The organism is Amycolatopsis bartoniae (assembly GCF_014191255.1).
Classification (GTDB): Bacteria; Actinomycetota; Actinomycetes; order Mycobacteriales; family Pseudonocardiaceae; genus Amycolatopsis_E; species Amycolatopsis_E bartoniae.
The window spans coordinates 39,398-57,818 of record NZ_JACHWH010000001.1 but is presented as its reverse complement, the minus strand read 5'-3'; the positions used below and the strand labels follow the sequence as shown (position 1 = coordinate 57,818).

Below are 18,421 nucleotides of genomic sequence, written 5' to 3'. Positions count from 1 at the left end.
AACTCCGGTCCGCTCGCTCGGACGTGCGCCCGCCGACGGCGGTTCCCGGAACTTTCTAGCACCGGTCAGACCTCGTCGAGCAGCTCCCAGAGCCGCGTCGCGAGCAGCTGGTTGTCGGCGGGCGTGACCGTCACCCAGTCGCGCCCGTCGCCACCCGCGCCGAGCTGGACGAGGTAGCGCCCGGCGTCGGTGTCCGAGAACCCGATCACCCGGCCCGCGCGGTGCATCGCGCCGTCGCGGCCGAGCCGCTCCACGCCGAACTGCCCGCGTGCGGTGAGCCCGACCATCATCCCGGCCAGCTCCTGCGCCTCCGACAGTTCGACACCCCTGTCCGCCAGTGCCGTGACCAGGGCTTTCGGCTCGCCCTTCGCGTCGGCGTCCGCGGCCCGCAGTACGTGGTGGGGCACGCTCACCGAGCGCCCGACCCCGGCGGGCAGCTCACCCGCGACCGACACCGCGGACTCCGGCAGCGACGTGTCGCGCGCCGGGATCAACCACACCTCGTCGCGCTCCACCACGGCCAGCAGCGCCTGCCGGCCGGTGCTCACCGCGAGCCCCTTGATCTCCCGGGCCGTCCACACCCACACGTCGATGGAGACCTTCGGCTGCGCGAGCAGGTTGAGCCGGTCCACCAGCTCCGCGGACGCCCTGTCACCGCGCGCCAGCCCGCGCGCCCCCAGCGACTCCCACGCCTTCGCGACCAGCGCGCGCCGCTCGGTGTGCGTGCGGCCGGGGCTGGGCACCCGCAGCGCGGGGTGCGGCGGCGGCAGGCGCTCGGCCTCCCACAGCACGTCGAACTCCAGTGTGGACAGCACCAGGCTGCCGCGGGCGCTCACTCTTCCGGCAGCGGCTTGTCGCCGATGAGGTCGGTGGAGACCTCGCGCGGGTCGGTGAACAGGTCGCGATCGTCGACGCCGTAGCGCCGCACGTGCTGCGCGTCCTCCTCGCCGTCCTGCGTGGCGGCCGGTTCGAGGATCGCGCGGGTCTTCTCGGCGCTCGGCGGTGCGGGCGCCGCCTTGCGGGCGCGCAGGGCCTCCTCTTCCTCGGGCAGGTCACCGACCGGCAGCTGCCGCACGCGCTTGGCCGCCGTGTTGCCGCCCGGGCGGCGCTCGCGCTCCCGCTCACCGCTGGTGGCTCCGGCCGTGCCCGCCGCGCCGATCGCCGGGGCGCCCTCGGCGAGCGCGCCCACCCCGCCCGCGGCGCGTACGTTGGCGAGCCCGGGGCCGACGTCGACGCGGCCCGAGGAGCTACCCGGCACGGAGCCGAACGCCTTTCCCTTGCCCAGCGCGGCTTCCCCACCGGACGGCGCGCGCGGCGCACCTTCGGCGCCGCCGGACCTGCCTGGCGCGAGGGACGACCGGTCCCCGCCGCGCAACTGCTGCTCACCGGACGTCGTGCCCGGGGTTCCGCCCGGAATCGGGCCGGTCTCCGCGCAGGCCACCTGGGGCGAGCGCGCGACGGTCTCCCGCTGCTGCTGCCCCGGGCGCTGGTGCCCGCCGACGACCCCCGAAATCGGCTCGGTGACCGGCCCGCTGGCGGGTGGCCTGGCCGAGCTGGGCGTGGTGGCGTGCGAAGGCGGGGGAACAGCGGACCCGGTGTGCACGGCGGGCACGCCGACCGGCGGGGTCGGCGCGTTCGGGGCCGGCGGCGGAACGGCCGCGGTGACGGGGGCGGCCGCGCGGTGCACCGGCGCGTCCTTCGCCCCGGCGGCGATCGTCGGGTCGACGTCCGGCACCGAGGACACCGGCGGCACGGGCGGCACGAGGTTCGGGCCCGCCACGGACCGCGCCGCGGCTCCGGGCGAGGACAGCAGGTCCATCGACTGCGGGTCCGCCACCGGCTGCGAGGCGGCGAGGTAGCTTCCGCTGTCGTGCGCGTACGCGTTGAGCGCATCCACGGCCTGGGCCTTGGCCTCGATGCCCTGCTTCACGCTCGCCGCGTGGTCGGTCTCGAAGCCGAACAGGCTGAACATCGTGTCGGCCATCGTGTAGCCGCCGTCGCCCTGGCGCAGGACCGCGGGGTCGGGCAGCTTGTTCTTCGTCCGGTTGAACGCCTCGCCCTGCTCGAAGATCAGCTGCGCGGCCTGGGACACCTTCGCGTTCGCGTCCTCGGAGAACCCGGCCTTCTCCGACAGCACGGCGCTGGCCTGCCCGCCCGCCTTGCTCTGCCACGACACGCCGAGCGCCGCGAGCTGCTCGCGCAGCGTGGTGTCGGTGTGCGAGAGGGCGGCCGCGATCTGCTTGAGCGCGTCCACCGCGTCGCCCATCGCGGCGGTGCCGCCGCCCGCGCGGAACTTCTCCACCTCGGCCGCGAGGGAGGCCGCGTCGTACCCGTCGAAGCGCTGGTCACGCAGCTTCTCGACGAGCGTCGGCACGTCGTGGTCGCTGCTGTCGAAGATGCTCACTTGACCGTCTCCAAGGTTTCGACCGCCATCTTCGCCACGGTGGTGGCCATGGCACACAGTTGCTGCTGGGGGAAGGAACCGTCGTCGGGCGCCATCTCGGCGCGCAGCGTCTGCCCGTCCGCGACGCCGACCAGCACCTCGCAGTCCTGGACGCCTTCGCCCGACGCGGCGTGGTTCACCAGCGCCGGGAAGCCGGGCACGTCGGCAGGTTCCTGGACCATCACCGACCGGTGGTGCGCGCCGGTGAGCCAGTCCCGCACGTCCGCCGAGGGAATCGTTTCGAGGTAGTAGGTGTACGTCGGGGTGGTGGCGTCGACATCGAACGCGCAGGTCGGGCCGTCCCGCTGCACGTCCTCGGCCAGCCGCCGCGGCGCGCCGTTCTCGTGCAGCTGGTCCAGCTGGGCCGGGGTGAGCAGCGTGCACGGGTCGACGCCCTGCAGCGGCAGGTCCTTCGTACGGGCGGGAAGCTGCGGCTGCCGGGGAACGGACGGCTCCGGCAGCGCGACACCTTCGACGCTGGAGGTGCAACCACCCAGCGTGAGCACCGCGAGGAACACCGCGCTACTTCTCGGCGGCATGGCGGTCCCCGAGCGCCGCGATCTTCTCGTCCTCGCCCGCGTCGTAGGTCGCCGCCGCCGTGCGCAGGTGGGTCGCCAGCTCACGCAGTTGGTCGATGTAGCGCTGCACGCGGGCGGCGTACGACCCGTCGCCGTGCGCCACCAGCCTGTTCCACGCGTCGACCGCGGTGGCGCTGACGACGTCCTGCGCGGGGGGTTCGATCGTGAGCCCGGCCAGCAGCTGCCGGACGCGGTCGGCCAGCGCGTCCGCCTGGTCGTTCACGATCTTCGCGACCTGGAGCACCTGGCCCGGTTCGACGGTGATGTCCATCGCGCCGGGCACGTCGGGCACAGCCGTGCTCAGGGCGCTCACGGTGGTTTCTGCCATGGTGCGCACTCTCCCGGGTACGGACGGTAGCCGTCCCCAGCAGGCTACCAACGTCCGGACGGGCGTGGGCCGCCTTCGGCCGATCAGGCCGGGACCGTCACCTGGCCCTCGGCCGCGCGTGCCGCGATGTCGGTGCGGTGGTGCGAACCGGCCAGGTGCACCTTCCCGACGCGCTCGTACGCCTGCTCGCGGGCCGCCGCGAGGTCCGGCCCGGTGCCGACGACGGACAGCACGCGACCGCCGTGGGCCACGACCGCGCCGTCGTCCCGGCGGCGGGTGCCGGCGTGCAGCACGCCCTCGGCCTCGGCGCCGGTGATCACGTCACCCGCGCGCGGCACGCTCGGGTAGCCGTCGGCGGCGACCACCACGGTGACCGCCGCGCCCGGGTGCCACTCCAGCGGCGGGTGGTCCGCGAGCTTGCCTGTGGCGGCGGCGTGCAGCAGCCCGGCCAGCGGCGTGGCCAGCAGCGCGAGCACGACCTGGGTCTCTGGGTCGCCGAAGCGGCAGTTGAACTCGATGACCTGCGGTCCGTCGGCGGTGAGCACGAGCCCGGCGTAGAGCAGGCCGCTGAACGGGGTGTCCCGCGCGGCGAGCTCGTCGACCACGGGCTGCACGACGTCGGCCACGATCTGCTCGACCAGGCCCTCGGGCGCCCACGGCAGGGGGGCGTACGCGCCCATGCCACCGGTGTTGGGGCCGGTGTCGCCGTCGCCGACGCGCTTGAAGTCCTGCGCGGGCACCAGCGGCACCACGGTCCGGCCGTCGACGAGACAGAACAGCGACACCTCGGGACCGTCCAGATAGGACTCCAGCAGCACCGGGTGGCCACCGTCGAGCAGGGTCATCGCGTGGGCGCGCGCGGCGTCGTAGTCGCCCGTCACGACGACGCCCTTGCCCGCGGCGAGCCCGTCGTCCTTGACCACCCAGACCGGCCCGAAGCGGCCGAGCGCGTCGTCGAGGCGGGCCGGGTTGTCCACCGTCTCGCTGTGCGCGGTGGCGACACCGGCGGCGGCCATCACGTCCTTGGCGAACGACTTCGAGCCCTCGATGCGGGCGGCCGCCGCGGACGGGCCGAAGCACGCGACACCGGCCTTGCGCACCGCGTCGGCGGCACCGGCGACCAGCGGCACCTCGGGGCCGATCACCACCAGGTCGGCCTGCCAGCTCGTCGCGAGCGCGGCGATCGCCGCCGGGTCGGCGACGTTCACCCCGAGCTGCTCGGCCACCGCCGCCGTCCCCGCGTTGCCGGGGGCGCACGCGAGCGCGGTCACCGCCGGGTCGTGGGAGGCGGCGAGGACAAGGGCATGTTCGCGGGCACCGGACCCGATGACTAGGACACGCACGGCGTCGAGCGTAACCAAGGGCGTTTTCGCACGTTCCGTTCACCCGCCCGACAGCGCCCCGTCGATCCGTTGTGCCGTGCCCGACTTCCGGCCCCGCGACAGTGACCGGATGACGGTACGGAAACGATTGGCGGTGGCGCTCTTGTCCGGGCTCGCTCTCCTGGGCGCGGCCGGTTCGTCCGGTGCGGCGGAGGACACGCGCACCGGCGACTCCGGCCCCGTCATCGTGGGCCACCGGGGTGCGCCGGGCTACCGGCCCGAGCACACGCTCGCGTCCTACGAGCTGGCGTTCCGCCAGGGCGTGAACTGGGTGGACGTCGACCTCGTGCCCACCAAGGACGGCCAGCTGGTCGCGCGGCACGAGAACGAGATCGGCGGCACCACCGACGTCGCGCAGCACCCGGAGTTCGCCTCCCGCCGCACCACGAAGGTCGTCGACGGGGTGAGCCTGACGGGCTGGTTCACCGAGGACTTCACGCTCGCCGAGCTGAAGACCCTGCGTGCCACCGAGCGGATCCCGGACGTCCGGCCGCACAACACGATCTACAACGGGCGCTGGCAGATCGCGACCTACCAAGAGGTGCTCGACCTGACGAAGCGCCTCGGCCGCGAGCTGCACCGCACGCTCGGGACGTACCCGGAGGTCAAGCACTCCACGTACTTCAGCACCATCGGCAACCCGACCGAGCCGAAGCTGGTGGAGATCCTCGACCGCAACGGCCTCAACCGGCCGAACGCGCCGGTGGTCATCCAGTCGTTCGAGGTGAGCAACCTCAAGGCGCTGAGCAAGCAGGTGCGGGTGCCGCTGCTGCAGCTGACGTCGGCGACGGGCGCTCCGGCGGACTTCGTCGTGAAGGGCGACAAGCGCACGTACGCGGATCTCGTGACGCCGCAGGGGTTGAAGGAGATCTCCACGTACGCCGACTACCTGGGCCCGGACAAGAACCAGATCATCCCTCGCGACGCGGCGGGCAACCTGGCCGCGCCGACGGCACTCGTGCGGGACGCGCACCACGCGGGGCTCAAGGTGGCGCCGTACACCTTCCGCAACGAGAACAGCTTCCTGCCCGCGAACCTGCGCAGCTCGGCGGACCCGGCGGAGTGGGGTGACATCTTCACCGAGGAATCCGCTTTCCTGGCAACGGGTATCGACGGTTTCTTCGCCGACCAGCCGGACACGGCGTTGCTCGCGGTGACCGGTTCGTAGTGGGGCGGACTAAGGCAGTGGGTCTGCTTTGAGGCCCCGGATCAGGTCGGCGCCCTCCATGTCGAGCGCCTCGGCGACGGCGAGGATGCCGGCCAGCTCCAGGCGTTTCGGCTTGGCACGTTCGAGCCCGGACAGGTAGCTCTCGGTCACTCCTGCGGAATAAGCGACATCCTGCTGGGTCAGGTCGAGCGCCGTTCGCCGCTCCCGGACGCGGACGGCCAGTTCAAGGATCGCCTGTCTCGCGGTTCGGTTCGGCGTGGGCACGCGGCAACCTTGGCTGTACAACCATGATTGCACCAGAGTTGATCATGCTACTTCGATTGTGCTACCGTGATCAGAGCCGTATGACCATGGTGAAAGAGCTGGTAGCGTGGCCGCTCGTAACAGTTGTCCTTGAGAGATCAGTCAATCGCACGACGCACTACAGTGCTAGGGTGCGTCATACCGCGTCATACCGCGACGGTAGGGAAGGCACCTGGGACCGCCCCACTGGAGCGGCCCCAGGCGGGTGAGGCATCAGAACTGGTGCAGGGCTCTCAAACCGTGGAGCACCAGTACTGCGATCACCGCGACCCCGGTCGCCGTCACCTTCATCCGAAGCGTGACGGCGACCAGGAGCGTCGCCCTCGGCCCAGGCCGGCGCCGATGGCGCTTGTGGCCCATGGGCTCACCACCTTTCCCGCGAGCCGGCAGGTTTTCGACCTGCCGATCGCCGGGGCACTTCCCCGGCGGCCGCACGGGGAAGCTCGGTGGCTGACGGCAACAGTAGCGACCGGACACGACGTTGCCGCCGGTGACCGGGACGTGACCGAATCAGCACACCCGCGAAAATCTGTAGCGTCTGCTTTTTCCGTTTCGATACTGTCATCGGCGGGTTGAGGGGGTTTCGCAAGGCGGCGGTGCTTCTTCGGCTGCCGCCTTGCCTTTTTTCGCCACTGGGAACGGATCTCCATGACCACTGCTGACCCAAGACCCGCGGACTCCGACAAGCTCGACTCCGGCGTGCTCAAGATCGCCGGCGTCGTGGTGCTCGGCGCCGTCATGGCCATCCTCGACACCACGGTCGTGAACGTCGCGCTGCAGGCGTTGACGCTCGAATTCAAGACGTCCCTCGACACCATCCAGTGGGTCGTCACCGGCTACATGCTGGCGCTCGCCACCGTTATCCCGGTCACCGGCTGGGCGTGCGACCGGTTCGGCACCAAGCGGCCGTACCTGCTGTCGATCGGCCTGTTCCTGCTCGGCTCGATGCTCGCCGGCATGGCGTGGAACATCGAGTCGCTCATCGCGTTCCGCGTGCTGCAGGGCCTCGGCGGCGGCATGCTCATGCCCGCGGGCATGACGATCATGACCAGGGCGGCTGGCCCGCACCGCGTCGGCCGCGTGATGGCCGTGCTCGGCGTGCCGATGCTGCTGGGCCCCATCGGCGGCCCGATCCTCGGCGGCTGGCTCGTCGACGCGGTGAGCTGGCGCTGGATCTTCTACATCAACGTGCCGATCGGCGTGATCGCGTTCCTGCTGGCGTGGCGGATCCTGCCGAAGGACCAGCCGCGGCCGGCGGAGAAGTTCGACTTCCCGGGCATCCTGATGCTCTCGCCCGGGCTCGCGCTGCTGATCTTCGGCGTGTCGAAGGTCCCGACGGCGGGTGGTGTCTCGTCGGTCGGCGTGTGGCTGCCCGCGCTGGCCGGGGTCGCGCTGATCGCGGCGTTCGTGCTGCGGGCCACGCGGATCGCGAACCCGCTGGTGGACCTGAAGCTGTTCAGGGACAGGACGTTCTCGGTCGCCATGATCACGCTGACGTTCTTCATGGCGGCGTTCCTCGGCGCGATGCTCCTGCTGCCCACGTACTTCGTGCTCGTGCGGGGCGAGTCCGCGCTGCAGGCCGGGCTGCTGCTGGCACCGCAGGGTCTCGGCGCGATGCTGACCATGCCGATCGGCGGCAGGCTCGCCGACAAGATCGGGCCGGGCAAGATCGTCGTGCCCGGCATCATCGTGATACTGGCGGGGCTCGCGTTGTTCACGCAGGTCGGCGCCGACACGTCGTATCCGCTGCTGCTGGCCGGGCTGTTCGTGATGGGCCTCGGCATGGGCTTCACGATGATGCCGATCAGCGCGGCGGCGCTGCAGACGCTCACGCAGCGGTCGGTGGCGCGCGCCTCCACCACGATGAACATCGTCCAGCAGGCGGCGGGCGGCATCGGTTCCGCCGTGATGTCGGTCATCCTGGCGAGCCTGCTGGCGGGCAAGTTCGGCGTGCCGACGAGCCAGGGCCAGCTGACGGCCACCGCGCTGCTGATGAACCCGCAGACGCACGACGCGGCGGCGGGCGCCTCGGCGGACGCCTTCGCGTCGACGTTCCTGTGGGCGCTGGTGCTGATCGCGGTCTGCCTGGTGCCGGCCCTGTTCCTGCCGAAGCGTCCCCCGGTGCGCAAGGAGGACGACGACCAGGAGCCGGTGATCGCCCCGGCGATGCACTGAGTTCGTCCTGGGCGCCCCCACCCGGCTGCCCGCCGGGTGGGGGCGCTTTTCCTGGGTAAGGATCAGTGCATGCAGCTGCTGACCCTGATGGCGGTCCTCGCCGGTGCGCTCGGGCTGACCGCACTGGCCCGTCGCTACAACCTGTCCGCTCCGCTGCTGGTCGTCGTGGTGGCGCTGGCCGTGTCGTTCATCCCCGGCGTGCCGCGGATCGAGCTCGAACCCGAGCTGATCCTCACCCTCGTGCTGCCGCCGTTGCTGTACTCCACCGCGCTGGAGAGCTCGTTCGCCCAGTTCCGCGCCGCCTCACGGCCGATCATCGCGCTCGGTGTCGTGCTGGTGGTGGTCACCGCGTTCGTCGTCGGGTTCGTCGTGCACCTGCTGCTGCCCGCGCTCCCCCTCGCGTCGGCGCTGGTGCTGGGCGCCGTCGTCGCCCCGCCGGACGCGGTCACGGCCGTCGCGATCGGGCGCCGGCTCGGTTTGCCGCGGCGGCTGATGACCGTGCTCACCGGCGAAAGCCTCGTCAACGACGCCGCCGCGCTGACGTTGTACAAGATCACCCTCGCCGCCGTGCTCGGCACCGCGGGCTCGATCGGCCACGGGTTCCTGATCTTCCTGGTGGCCGCCGTGCTCGGCATCGCGGTCGGGCTCGCCGCCGGGGTGATCATCGGGTTCGTCCGCCGCAAGCTCGACGACCCGCTGATGGAGTCGGTCTTCGGCATCATCGTGCCGTTCGCCGTCTACGTGGTCGCCGAGCACCTGCACCCGTTCTCGGCCGATTTCAGCGGGTCCGGCGTGCTGGCCGTCGTCGCGGCGGGGCTCTACCTCGGCAACCAGTCGCTGCACGCCGGGTCCGCCACGCGCGTGCAGGACTCGTCGATCTGGGCGTCGCTCGACGTGCTGCTCGAAACGCTCGTGTTCGCGCTGATGGGCCTGCAGCTGCCGTTCGTGCTGGAGAACACCGACGCCGCCGCGGCGAGCAACCTCACGCTGGCGGTCGCCGCGGTCGTGGTGCTCCTCGTGACGATCGGGGTCCGCATCCCGTACGTGTTCCTGACCGGGGTGCTGCCGCACGCGATGCGCCTGTTCGGCGGCGAACGCACGCGGCCGCCGTTCCGCTACTTCGCGATCCTGTCCTGGACCGGGATGCGCGGCGTGGTCACGCTCGCCGCCGCCACCGGTGTGCCGCTGGTGACCCACACCGGTGCCCCGTTCCCCGGCCGGGAGGAGATCCAGCTGTTCGCGTTCGTCGTCGCGATCGGCACGCTGCTGATCCAGGGCCTGACGTTGCCGGTGCTGATCCGCCGCCTCGGCGTCGATCCCGAGGTCGAGGCGGAGCGCGACGAGGAGCAGGAGAAGTACGCGCGCGAACAGGCGATGCACGCGGCGCTGGACCGGCTCGACGAGCTGATGCCCGAGATGCTGTCCAAACTGGACATTCCGAAGGAGCGCGCCGACCGGCTGATCGCGCGCCTGCGGGGGCTCGTCGAGTCCCGTTACCAGGCAGCGGTCGCCGCGATCTCCCTGACGAACGAGGAACGCGAGGAGAGCCCGCACGCGGCGTTCGTGCGGGCCCGCCGGGAACTCCTGCTGGCACAACGGGAAGCGGTGCTCGAATGCCGGGAGGCGGGTGACCTCGACGACGACGTCCTGCGCAAGGTGTTGCGGGAGCTGGACCTGGAGGAGCTGTCGCTTTCGGCCACCCTGACCTCGCGCCTCAGCTGAGCGAGCCGAGCACCTCGAACGTGCGCTGCGGCTCACCCAGCTCCAGCTGCGTGAACACGACCTCCGTGGCGCCGGCGTCGAAGTACCGGCGCACCTCGTCGGTGATCGTCTTCTCGTCGCCGAGGACGGCAAGCTCGCCCGCCCGCGACGCCCCGCCCAGCTTGATCACGCGCTGGTAGGACGGGATCGGGTCGTAGAAAGCCATGGTCTCCAACGCCTTCTCGCGAGCAGCGTCCACATCGGACGCATAGCCGCCCGCGACGAACGCGACGATCCGCGGCGCGGGCCGCCCGGCCCGCTCGGCGGCGGCGGTGATCGTCGGCACGATGTGCTCCTCCAGCGTCCGCGGGCTCGCGAGGTACGGCAGCGTGCCGTCGGCCAGCTCACCCGTGACGCGCAGGGCCTGCGGCCCCATCGCGGCGACGAGCACCGGAACGGGCGGCTGGGCGCCGGGGACCGCGGCGGGCAGCGCGGTCCTGGCGGTGAGCAGTTCGCCGGAGAAGTCGGCCTGCCCGGTTTCGAGCAGCGGCCGCAGCGCGGTGAGGAACTCGCGCAGCAGCGCGATCGGGCGTTCGTACTTCAGGCCGAAGATCTGCTCGATCAGGTGGGGTGCGCCGAGCGCGAGGCCGAGGTGGAAGTGGCCGTGGGTGGCGGCCTGCGCGGTCTGGGCGAGCGACGACAGCAGCACCGGGTGGCGGCCGGGAATGGGGATGGCGGACGTGCCGACGTGCAGCCCCGGCACGTCCCGCCCGATGATCGCGGCGAGCGCACCGGCGTCGTAGTCCAGCCGTTGCCCCAGCCAGACCGACCCGATCCCGGCGGCGGCCGCCTTCCGGGACAGCTCCACGATGTCGTCGACGTAGTTCTCCGCGCCGGAAACGGCGAGTGCGACTCCGATGGTCATGCGCCGGGCAACGGCGTCGCGTGGGGACGTATTCCGCGTCCCACGACGTGGGAGCGCTGGAGCCGGGTGCGCGACCACGCCTTCTCGGTGGACGAGCCGCAACCGCTGAGCGGGACGGACGTGGCGGCCAACCCGGTGGAGTACGCGCTCGCCGCGCTGGGCTCGTGCCAGGTGATCACGTACCAGTTCTGGGCGGCGAAGCTCGGCGTGCTGACCGGCCCGGCGGAGCGAGAGCGCTACGAGGACCTCAAGCGCCGGGTGGACGAGCACTGCCCGGTGCTGGACCTGTTCCGCAACCCGACGCCGGTGACCACGAACCTCAGATGAACTCGTGCCGCACGATCGTCTGGTCCCGGCCCGGGCCGACGCCGATGGCCGACATGCGGGCGCCCGACAGTTCCTCCAGGCGTTCGACGTACGCCTGCGCGTTCTTCGGCAGCTCCGCGAACGTGCGGCACTCCGAGATGTCCTCCCACCAGCCGGGGAGCTCCTCGTAGATCGGCGTCGCGTGGTGGACGTCCGTCTGGGTCATCGGCATGTCCTCGGTCCGGAAGCCGTCCACCTCGTACCCGACGCACACCGGCACCTTCTCCAGGCCCGACAGCACGTCCAGCTTCGTCAGGAAGTAGTCCGTGATCCCGTTGACCCGCGCCGCGTAACGGGCGATCACCGCGTCGAACCAGCCCGTGCGGCGCGAGCGGCCCGTGGTGACGCCGAACTCGCCGCCGGTCTTGCGCAGCCGCTCGCCCATCTCGTCGTGCAGCTCGCTCGGGAACGGGCCCGAGCCCACGCGCGTCGTGTACGCCTTCAGGATCCCCAGCACCGTCGTGATGCGGCCCGGCCCGATGCCCGAACCCGCGCTCGCCCCACCGGACGTCGGGTTGGACGACGTCACGAACGGGTAGGTGCCGTGGTCCACGTCGAGCAGCGTGCCCTGCGAACCCTCCAGCAGCACCGTCTCGCCGCGCTCCAGCGCCTTGTTCAGCTGCAGTCGCGTGTCGGCGATGCGGTGCGCGAACTTCTCGCCCGCCGCCAGCACCTCGTCTGCCACCTGGTCCGCTTCGAGCGCCTTGCGGTTGTAGACCTTGACCAGCACCTGGTTCTTGAACTCCAGCGCCGCCTCGACCTTCTGCCGGAAGATCTTCTCGTCCAGCAGGTCCTGCACGCGGACGCCGACGCGCGCCACCTTGTCCTGGTAGCACGGCCCGATGCCGCGGCCGGTGGTGCCGATCTTGCGGCTGCCCAGGTACCGCTCGGTGACCTTATCGATCGCCACGTGGTACGGCATGATCAGATGGGCGTCCGCCGAGATGAGCAGGCGGCTGGTGTCGACGTCGCGCTTCTCCAGCCCGTCCAGCTCGTCCAGTAGCACCCCCGGGTCGACGACGACGCCGTTGCCGATCACGTTCGTCACCCCGGGGGTCAGGATGCCGGAGGGGATCAGGTGCAGGGCGAAGTTCTCGCCGGAAGGCAGCACGACCGTGTGCCCGGCGTTGTTCCCGCCCTGATAGCGGACAACCCACTGGACGCGGTCGCCGAGCAGATCGGTGGCCTTGCCCTTGCCTTCGTCGCCCCATTGGGCACCGATCAGCACGATGGCCGGCATGTGACACTCCAGGTATTCGGCGAGGATTGGAAAGCCGGTGCATGAGCGTAACGGAGGGCCGCGACGTGCGGGGACAGGTACTGGTTTGCGGAGCGTCGGCGCCCGTGTTGCCGGAGGTCGACGGGCTGACGGCGCACCGCGTCGGGGAGCGGCCGGGCAAGGACGAGGTCGACCCGCTGCTGGACACCGACCTGCTCGTCGTCGCGGGCACTGACGCGGATCTCGCCGCGGTGGCGCTTCGCTTGCTGCGCAAGGAAAAGCTCGGCTCGGTGCGAGTCGGTTTCGTGCCTTCGGACCCGGCGTCGGAGGTCGCCGCGCTGTGGGGTCTGCCGACCGATCCGGGGCGCGCGTTGTCGGTCGCGCTGAACGGCGAGGTCGACCCCGTGCCGCTCATCCGCGACGACAACGGCGGCGTTTTAGTGGGCAGAGGCACACTCGGCGCCATCCGCGGGGTTGCTTACTGTGATGACGACGTAGCCCTGCGTGGGACTGCTCGCTCGATCGAGGTGACTCCGGACACCGAGGGCGGGGCGGGCCTGACGGTGCGGGTGGTCAAGGGGCTGGTGTTCAAGCGACCCGTCACGCTCGCCGGCCGCGCGTTCCAGCTGGGCTGCGTGCCCACGCGGCCGATGAGCGACGGGGTGCCGTTCCCGCGCGCGGTCACGCGGTGGACCTGGTACCGGCACACCGAGGACCTGCGACTCGTCCGCGGCGTGGGCTGACTACTCTTCGTAAACCTACGGACGTCGGTAAATCACTCACGAGTGTTGTTCTCGTCACCTGAGCCAGTCACGCTCGCCGCATGCCTGGTTCCCGTACGTTCACCGTCCTGCTCACCGCCGCGATCGTGACCGCCGGACTCACCGGTACCGCGCTCGCCACGCCCCCCGGCATCCCCTCGGAGACCACCGCCCGCTCGGAGCTCGCCTCGCTGACCGTCAAGGCCGACGGCAGCCTCACCGGTTACTCGCGCGACGAGTTCCCGCACTGGATCGACCAGGGCAACAGCTGCAACACCCGTGAGGTCGTGCTCAAGCGCGACGGCAAGAACGTCGTCACCGGCTCGGACTGCGCCCCCACGTCCGGCAGCTGGTACAGCCCGTACGACGGCGCGACGTGGACCGCCGCCTCGGACGTCGACATCGACCACGTCGTGCCGCTGGCCGACGCGTGGCGCACCGGCGCGTCGTCGTGGACCACGGCGCAGCGGCAGGCGTACGCGAACGACCTGTCGGACCCGCAGCTGATCGCCGTCACGGACAACGTCAACCAGGCGAAGGGCGACGCTTCACCTGACCAGTGGAAGCCGCCGCTCACCAGCTACTGGTGCACCTACGCGGAGATGTGGATCGGCGTGAAGTACCACTGGAAGCTGACGGTCAACTCCGCCGAGAAGTCCGCGCTCACCGACATGCTCGCGCGCTGTTGAGGATCTCGCGGGCGACAGCGTCGTTCTGACGTAACGACAAAGCGTTGATCCGCGGCCGGGTGAAGGCCGCCGCCGAGCGTGCGCTCGTGTGCGGGCCGAGGGAGAACCACCGTTCGTGTGGCGTGCCGTCCGGCCTGAGCAGCCGGGCGTCGGTCATCCGCGTGGAGATGCGGCCGGAGGGCTGGTCGAGGACCAGCTCTTCGGTCAGCTCCCCGGAGTCCCGCAGCGAGCGGATCAGCTCGTCCGACGCGAGGCCGACGCTCGCGTTCGGCAGCCGCGCCTCGACCAACGTCCTGGCCTCCAGTTCGCCCGGGAAGCTGCTGGTGGTCGCGACGAACCGGCCGCGCTCGGCGGTCACCCGCAGTTCCGCGCCCGCGAACGAGACCACGCCCGCCTGCTCCAGCGCCAGCAGCTCCTGCAGGCGCCGGGGCGGCGGGCCGCTGGCGTAGAAGCTGAAGAACCCGTGGAACCAACCGTCCACATCGGACACCTGGGAGATGGCGTCGAGCTTCCCGGACTGCGCCAGCGCGGGCAGGTGGTGGTAGACCGACAACAGGGCCATGAAACCGCCGAGATCCGCGCTGTAGGCCGGATCCGCGCGCCGTGCGAGGTCCGCTTCGACGTACGCGCGCAGGTGCTTGCCGAAGTGCTCGGCGTCCTCGAACCGCTCGCCCGCGAGCGGCCGGTCGAGCCGGTTCAGGTCGAGCCGGTCCTCCTCCGCGGGCACGGCCTCGCCGACGAGCCCGTGCATTTCCTCGCTGTCCCAAGGGGTTTCGGCGAACCGGGTGGAGAACTCGGGGAAACCGAGGCGCACCCGTTCCGGATGCCCGGTGAACAGCTCGCTGTAGTAGCCCCACGCGATTTCCTTGGCCACCAACGGCCACACGTCGGTGAAGAACTCCAGTGGCCCGTCGGGCAACGCCTCGATCGCGGCGGCGTCGAAGAACTTCGGCAGCTGCAAGGGTTCGCCCCGCAACCGGTATCCGGGCTTCGAGTGGTACGGCACGCCGCGGCGGGAACCCACGTGCAGCACGGGTTCCCGGCCGCTCGGCGTGTAGGCGAGCCCGCCGTCCCGCTCGGTGAAGCGCCCGCCGCGGCCCTCGGTGAGCAGCAGCATGAGGTCGACGAACGCCAGCCCGAAGCCACGCACCAGCACGTGCTCGCCGGGCGGGATCGCGGAGTAGTCGATGTCCGCGGTGTAGCCGGCGGGGTAGTAGGCCAGGCCGTGCTGCTCCGCGTACTCCAGCAGGCCCGCCGCGGCGGCGTCCGGGTCCGCGTCCAGGTGCCCGACGGTCAGCAGCACCAGGTCGGCGGGCACGGAACCGCCGTCCTCCAGGTGCACCCGGCCCTCCTCGATCCGCACGGCGCGGGCCCGGTGTTCGACGACCTCGATGCCCTCGGGCAGCTCGTCGAGCACCCGCCGGTACACCCACGCCAGGTACTCGCTCTGCAGCCGCCGGGTCGGGAACGACGTGCTGAGCAGGGAGTCCAGCTCGTCCCGCAGGTCCTCGGCGACCTCGTGCCGCAGCGCGCCGCCACGTAGCTGGTCGGCCCACTCGGCCAGTGACGGGCCCGGCCGCACCGGGCCGGCCATCCGCACGCTCTCGTCGGTGAACATCGTGACGTCCTCGGTCATCGAGTTCATCCGCAGCAGCGGCGACTGCTCGTACCGCCAGATCCGCCCCGGTCCCGGCGGGAACGGGTCGACCAGGTGCACCACCAGGCCGCCGGGCCCGAGCAGCTCGGCCGCGTTCGCCGAAATCCGTTCCAGGACACCGACCCCACGCGGCCCCGCACCCACGATCGCGAGGTGACACGGCGCCATGATTCCGAAGTTACGACGATTTCCGCGCCCGCGAGGCGGTGTCCGCGATGTGGACGCGGTCGGCTGCCTGGCCGAGTGCTTCGCCACCTACGCCACCTGGCTGGCCCCGCACGCCGTAGCTACCGCACCCGGTCGATCACTTCCGGAGTCTGGCCGTACAGCCGCAGCACGCCGCCGATGGTGAACTCGGTGAGCAGGTCGATCAGCGCGTCGCGCTCCGGCGGTTCGTCCGGCCACGGCAGGCCGACCAGTGCCTCGACCATCGCGAAGTACATCGCCACCAGCGCGGTGTCCGCGCGCCCCGGCTCGACCCCGAACTCGGCCCAGCGCCGGCCGCTCGCCTCCCGGTAGACCTCGGCGAGCCGGGCGCGCAGCCGCGTCAGCGCGGGCTCACCCGTGCGTTCGGCCTCGTGCAGCAACGGCAGGGCCTCGGGGTGTTCGGCGACGAAGGCGAACAGGTTGCCGTAGTTCTTGCGCGCCCAGGACTTGAGGTCGAGGTCGGCGTCACCCGAGCCGAGCTCCGCGATCGCGGCGTACGCCTGTTCTTCGAGGTCGGCCACCGTCTGCTCGAACAACGCGGCCTTGTCGCCGAACAGCTCGTAGACGGCCTGCCTGCTCAGCCCGGCCTGCCGGGCGATCTGCTCGATCGTGGCGCCCTGGACGCCCGACGTGGCGAACACCTGCCGGGCCGCGGCCAGCACGAGCGCACGCTGCTCCTCGACGGGCAGCTTCCGCGGCCGTCCCGGACCACGCTTCCGGGGGATTGCCATGTGGGCTCTCTCACCTCGATCCTTTTTCCGACGATCTTGTCGAAAACTAGCTCACCGGGGGGCGAGCATGCGACCCAACTTCCGCCGCAGAGCCGCGGCAGCACTGGCTTCGATCATCGGACTGGCCTCACTGACGGTCGGCGCGGCACCGGCCGGTGCCACGGACTTCTACGACCCGCCGTCACCACTGCCGGCGGGCGCGCCCGGCGACATCATCCGACACCAGGCGGCGCAGTTCTTCCTCGACCCGGTGAAGCTCCTGCCCGCGCCGGCGAAGGCGCAGCGGATCCTCTACCGCAGCACGGACAGCGCCGACCAGCCGATCGCGGTCAGCGGAACCGTGCTCACGCCGACCGCGCCGTGGACCGGCCCCGGCGCGCGGCCGATCATCAGCTACGCCGCGGGCACCCAGGGGATGGGCGACCAGTGCGCCCCGTCGAAGGCGCTCGCCGTGGGCCAGGAGTACGAGGGCACGTTCATCTCCGGGCTCCTCGCCCGCGGCTACGCCGTGGTGGTCACCGACTACGAGGGCCTCGGTACTCCCGGCGTGCACACCTACGTCAACCGCAAGGCCGAGGGCTACGCGGTGCTCGACGCGATCCGCGCCGCCCAGCGTCTGCCCGAGGCGGGCCTGCCCGCGGACGGACCGGTCGCCATCGCCGGGTACTCGCAGGGCGGCGGCGCCTCCGCGGCCGCGGCCGAGCTGCAGGGCACCTACGCGCCGGAGCTGGACCTGAAGGGCGCGTACGCCGGTGCCCCGCCCGCTGATCTCACCCCCGTCGCCGAGAACCTCGACGGGCACTACGCGGTCGGCTTCCTGATGTTCGCGGTGGCGAGCATCAACGCCGCCTACCCGCAGCTGGACATCCCCGCCGTGCTCAACGACAAGGGCAAGGCGCTCGAAGCGCAGGTCGAGAACGAGTGCGTCGGGGACGCCATCCTCGACCACGCCTTCACCCGCACCGCGGACCTCACCGCGGACGGGCGGCCCATCACCGCCTACCTCGGCGAGGAGCCGTACGCGTCCGTGGTGGCCGAGCAGCGGATCGGCACCATCCCGCCGAAGGCGCCGGTGCTGGTCGCGCACTCCGCACTCGACGACATCGTGCCCTTCGAACAGGGCCGCCAGATGGCGCGCGACTGGTGCGCGGAAGGTGCGACGGTGCAGTTCGACACGCTCGCCGCACCGACGCACGTGGGCGGCTTCGTCGCCGCGTACCCCCTCGCCTTCGCCTGGCTGGACGGGCGCCTGCACGGCGCCGCCGCCACTAGCAACTGTGGAGAGTTCTAGCGATGGTCCGCCTGACGTTTCACTTCAAGCCGGTCGCGTCGGCGGCCGCCTCGTCCGAGTCGGCGAGGAAGGTGCGGCAGCGCTCGTACTCCTCGTTCTCGCCGATGCGCTGGGCGGCCTTGCCCAGCGCGGCGAGGGCACGCAGGAAGCCCTGGTTCGGCCGGTGGCTCCAGGGCACCGGGCCGAAGCCCTTCCAGCCGGCGCGGCGCAGCTGATCGAGCCCGCGGTGGTAGCCGGTGCGCGCGTAGGCGTAGGCGGCGACGACCTCGTCCGCCGCCAGCGCGCGCTCGGCCAGTGCCGCCCACGCCTCGCTGAAGTCCGGGTGCTCGGCGGCGACCTCGGCGGGATCGGTCCCGGCGTCGAGTGCGGCCTGTGCGTCGGGGCGGTCGGGCAGCAGGGTGGGTTCGGGGCCCAGCAGGTTCGCGTGCGTCATGACTCCCATCCTGCCCTTCCCCGGAACGCCACCTCAGGGTGAACCCTGATTTCTGGACATACCC

At 71.4% G+C, this 18,421-nt stretch carries 18 protein-coding genes; 7 read left to right on the top strand and 11 right to left on the bottom strand.

What is annotated here, in order from left to right; genetic code table 11:
* Positions 1-65: 65 nt before the first annotated feature.
* The 5 genes from FHX82_RS00310 to purD form a co-directional block, all read right to left on the bottom strand.
* Complete coding sequence (locus tag FHX82_RS00310) at positions 66-836, bottom strand: ESX secretion-associated protein EspG (protein ID WP_229880746.1); 771 nt, start codon at positions 834-836, stop codon at positions 66-68.
* Positions 833-2,404: a hypothetical protein gene (locus FHX82_RS00305; RefSeq protein ID WP_145937278.1), complete on the bottom strand. Its 1,572-nt coding sequence runs from the start codon at positions 2,402-2,404 to the stop codon at positions 833-835. Before FHX82_RS00305 ends, FHX82_RS00310 begins: the two co-directional genes overlap by 4 nt.
* On the bottom strand, positions 2,401-2,982 hold the full coding sequence (locus FHX82_RS00300; RefSeq protein WP_145937277.1) for a DUF3558 domain-containing protein: 582 nt from the start codon (positions 2,980-2,982) through the stop codon (positions 2,401-2,403). The genes FHX82_RS00305 and FHX82_RS00300 overlap by 4 nt, the downstream gene beginning before the upstream one ends.
* Positions 2,966-3,349 carry a PE domain-containing protein gene (locus FHX82_RS00295; protein ID WP_145937276.1) on the bottom strand — a complete coding sequence of 128 codons (384 nt, stop codon included), beginning with the start codon at positions 3,347-3,349 and terminating at the stop codon, positions 2,966-2,968. The genes FHX82_RS00300 and FHX82_RS00295 overlap by 17 nt, the downstream gene beginning before the upstream one ends.
* An 83-nt stretch (positions 3,350-3,432) precedes the next feature.
* Positions 3,433-4,692: a phosphoribosylamine--glycine ligase gene (purD, locus tag FHX82_RS00290; RefSeq protein ID WP_145937275.1), complete on the bottom strand. Its 1,260-nt coding sequence runs from the start codon at positions 4,690-4,692 to the stop codon at positions 3,433-3,435.
* A 109-nt stretch (positions 4,693-4,801) separates the two neighbouring features.
* Between purD and FHX82_RS00285 the strand changes: the two genes are divergently transcribed.
* Entirely contained in the window at positions 4,802-5,899 is a 1,098-nt protein-coding gene (locus FHX82_RS00285) for a glycerophosphodiester phosphodiesterase (protein WP_145937274.1), read from the top strand.
* Between the two features lie 9 nt (positions 5,900-5,908).
* Here the strand turns inward: FHX82_RS00285 and FHX82_RS00280 are convergent, their stop codons facing one another.
* On the bottom strand, positions 5,909-6,163 hold the full coding sequence (locus FHX82_RS00280) for a helix-turn-helix transcriptional regulator (protein ID WP_183176411.1): 255 nt from the start codon (positions 6,161-6,163) through the stop codon (positions 5,909-5,911).
* Positions 6,164-6,850: 687 nt separating this feature from the next.
* Between FHX82_RS00280 and FHX82_RS00275 the strand changes: the two genes are divergently transcribed.
* Positions 6,851-8,377: a DHA2 family efflux MFS transporter permease subunit gene (locus FHX82_RS00275; RefSeq protein WP_145937272.1), complete on the top strand. Its 1,527-nt coding sequence runs from the start codon at positions 6,851-6,853 to the stop codon at positions 8,375-8,377.
* A 69-nt stretch (positions 8,378-8,446) separates the two neighbouring features.
* Positions 8,447-10,099 carry a Na+/H+ antiporter gene (locus FHX82_RS00270; RefSeq protein ID WP_145937271.1) on the top strand — a complete coding sequence of 551 codons (1,653 nt, stop codon included), beginning with the start codon at positions 8,447-8,449 and terminating at the stop codon, positions 10,097-10,099.
* On the opposite strand, the gene FHX82_RS00265 is transcribed toward FHX82_RS00270, so the two are convergent.
* Entirely contained in the window at positions 10,092-11,003 is a 912-nt protein-coding gene (locus FHX82_RS00265) for an LLM class F420-dependent oxidoreductase (RefSeq protein WP_145937270.1), read from the bottom strand. The genes FHX82_RS00270 and FHX82_RS00265 overlap by 8 nt on opposite strands.
* Here FHX82_RS00265 and FHX82_RS37940 point away from each other — a divergent pair.
* On the top strand, positions 10,890-11,330 hold the full coding sequence (locus FHX82_RS37940; RefSeq protein ID WP_373308623.1) for an OsmC family protein: 441 nt from the start codon (positions 10,890-10,892) through the stop codon (positions 11,328-11,330). The genes FHX82_RS00265 and FHX82_RS37940 overlap by 114 nt on opposite strands.
* Here FHX82_RS37940 and FHX82_RS00255 read toward each other — a convergent pair.
* Positions 11,323-12,609: an adenylosuccinate synthase gene (locus FHX82_RS00255; RefSeq protein WP_145937269.1), complete on the bottom strand. Its 1,287-nt coding sequence runs from the start codon at positions 12,607-12,609 to the stop codon at positions 11,323-11,325. The two genes, FHX82_RS37940 and FHX82_RS00255, sit on opposite strands and share 8 nt — an antisense overlap.
* Positions 12,610-12,650: 41 nt before the next feature.
* On the opposite strand from FHX82_RS00255, the gene FHX82_RS00250 reads away from it, so the two are divergent.
* Together FHX82_RS00250 and FHX82_RS00245 are read left to right on the top strand one after the other, a co-directional pair.
* Complete coding sequence (locus tag FHX82_RS00250; protein ID WP_229880744.1) at positions 12,651-13,331, top strand: hypothetical protein; 681 nt, start codon at positions 12,651-12,653, stop codon at positions 13,329-13,331.
* 80 nt (positions 13,332-13,411) lie between these two features.
* Positions 13,412-14,038, top strand: coding sequence for an HNH endonuclease family protein (locus FHX82_RS00245; RefSeq protein ID WP_145937268.1), 627 nt, complete (start codon positions 13,412-13,414; stop codon positions 14,036-14,038).
* On the opposite strand, the gene FHX82_RS00240 is transcribed toward FHX82_RS00245, so the two are convergent.
* Positions 14,013-15,863: an FAD/NAD(P)-binding protein gene (locus FHX82_RS00240; RefSeq protein WP_145937267.1), complete on the bottom strand. Its 1,851-nt coding sequence runs from the start codon at positions 15,861-15,863 to the stop codon at positions 14,013-14,015. The two genes, FHX82_RS00245 and FHX82_RS00240, sit on opposite strands and share 26 nt — an antisense overlap.
* Positions 15,864-15,982: 119 nt before the next feature.
* Positions 15,983-16,633, bottom strand: a complete 651-nt coding sequence (locus FHX82_RS00235; protein WP_145937266.1) for a TetR/AcrR family transcriptional regulator — start codon at positions 16,631-16,633, stop codon at positions 15,983-15,985.
* 67 nt (positions 16,634-16,700) lie between these two features.
* Here FHX82_RS00235 and FHX82_RS00230 point away from each other — a divergent pair, with 67 nt between their 5' ends.
* Positions 16,701-17,924, top strand: a complete 1,224-nt coding sequence (locus FHX82_RS00230; RefSeq protein ID WP_145937265.1) for a lipase family protein — start codon at positions 16,701-16,703, stop codon at positions 17,922-17,924.
* A 19-nt stretch (positions 17,925-17,943) separates the two neighbouring features.
* On the opposite strand, the gene FHX82_RS00225 is transcribed toward FHX82_RS00230, so the two are convergent.
* Complete coding sequence (locus FHX82_RS00225) at positions 17,944-18,357, bottom strand: DUF3151 domain-containing protein (protein WP_145937264.1); 414 nt, start codon at positions 18,355-18,357, stop codon at positions 17,944-17,946.
* Positions 18,358-18,421: the final 64 nt, after the last annotated feature.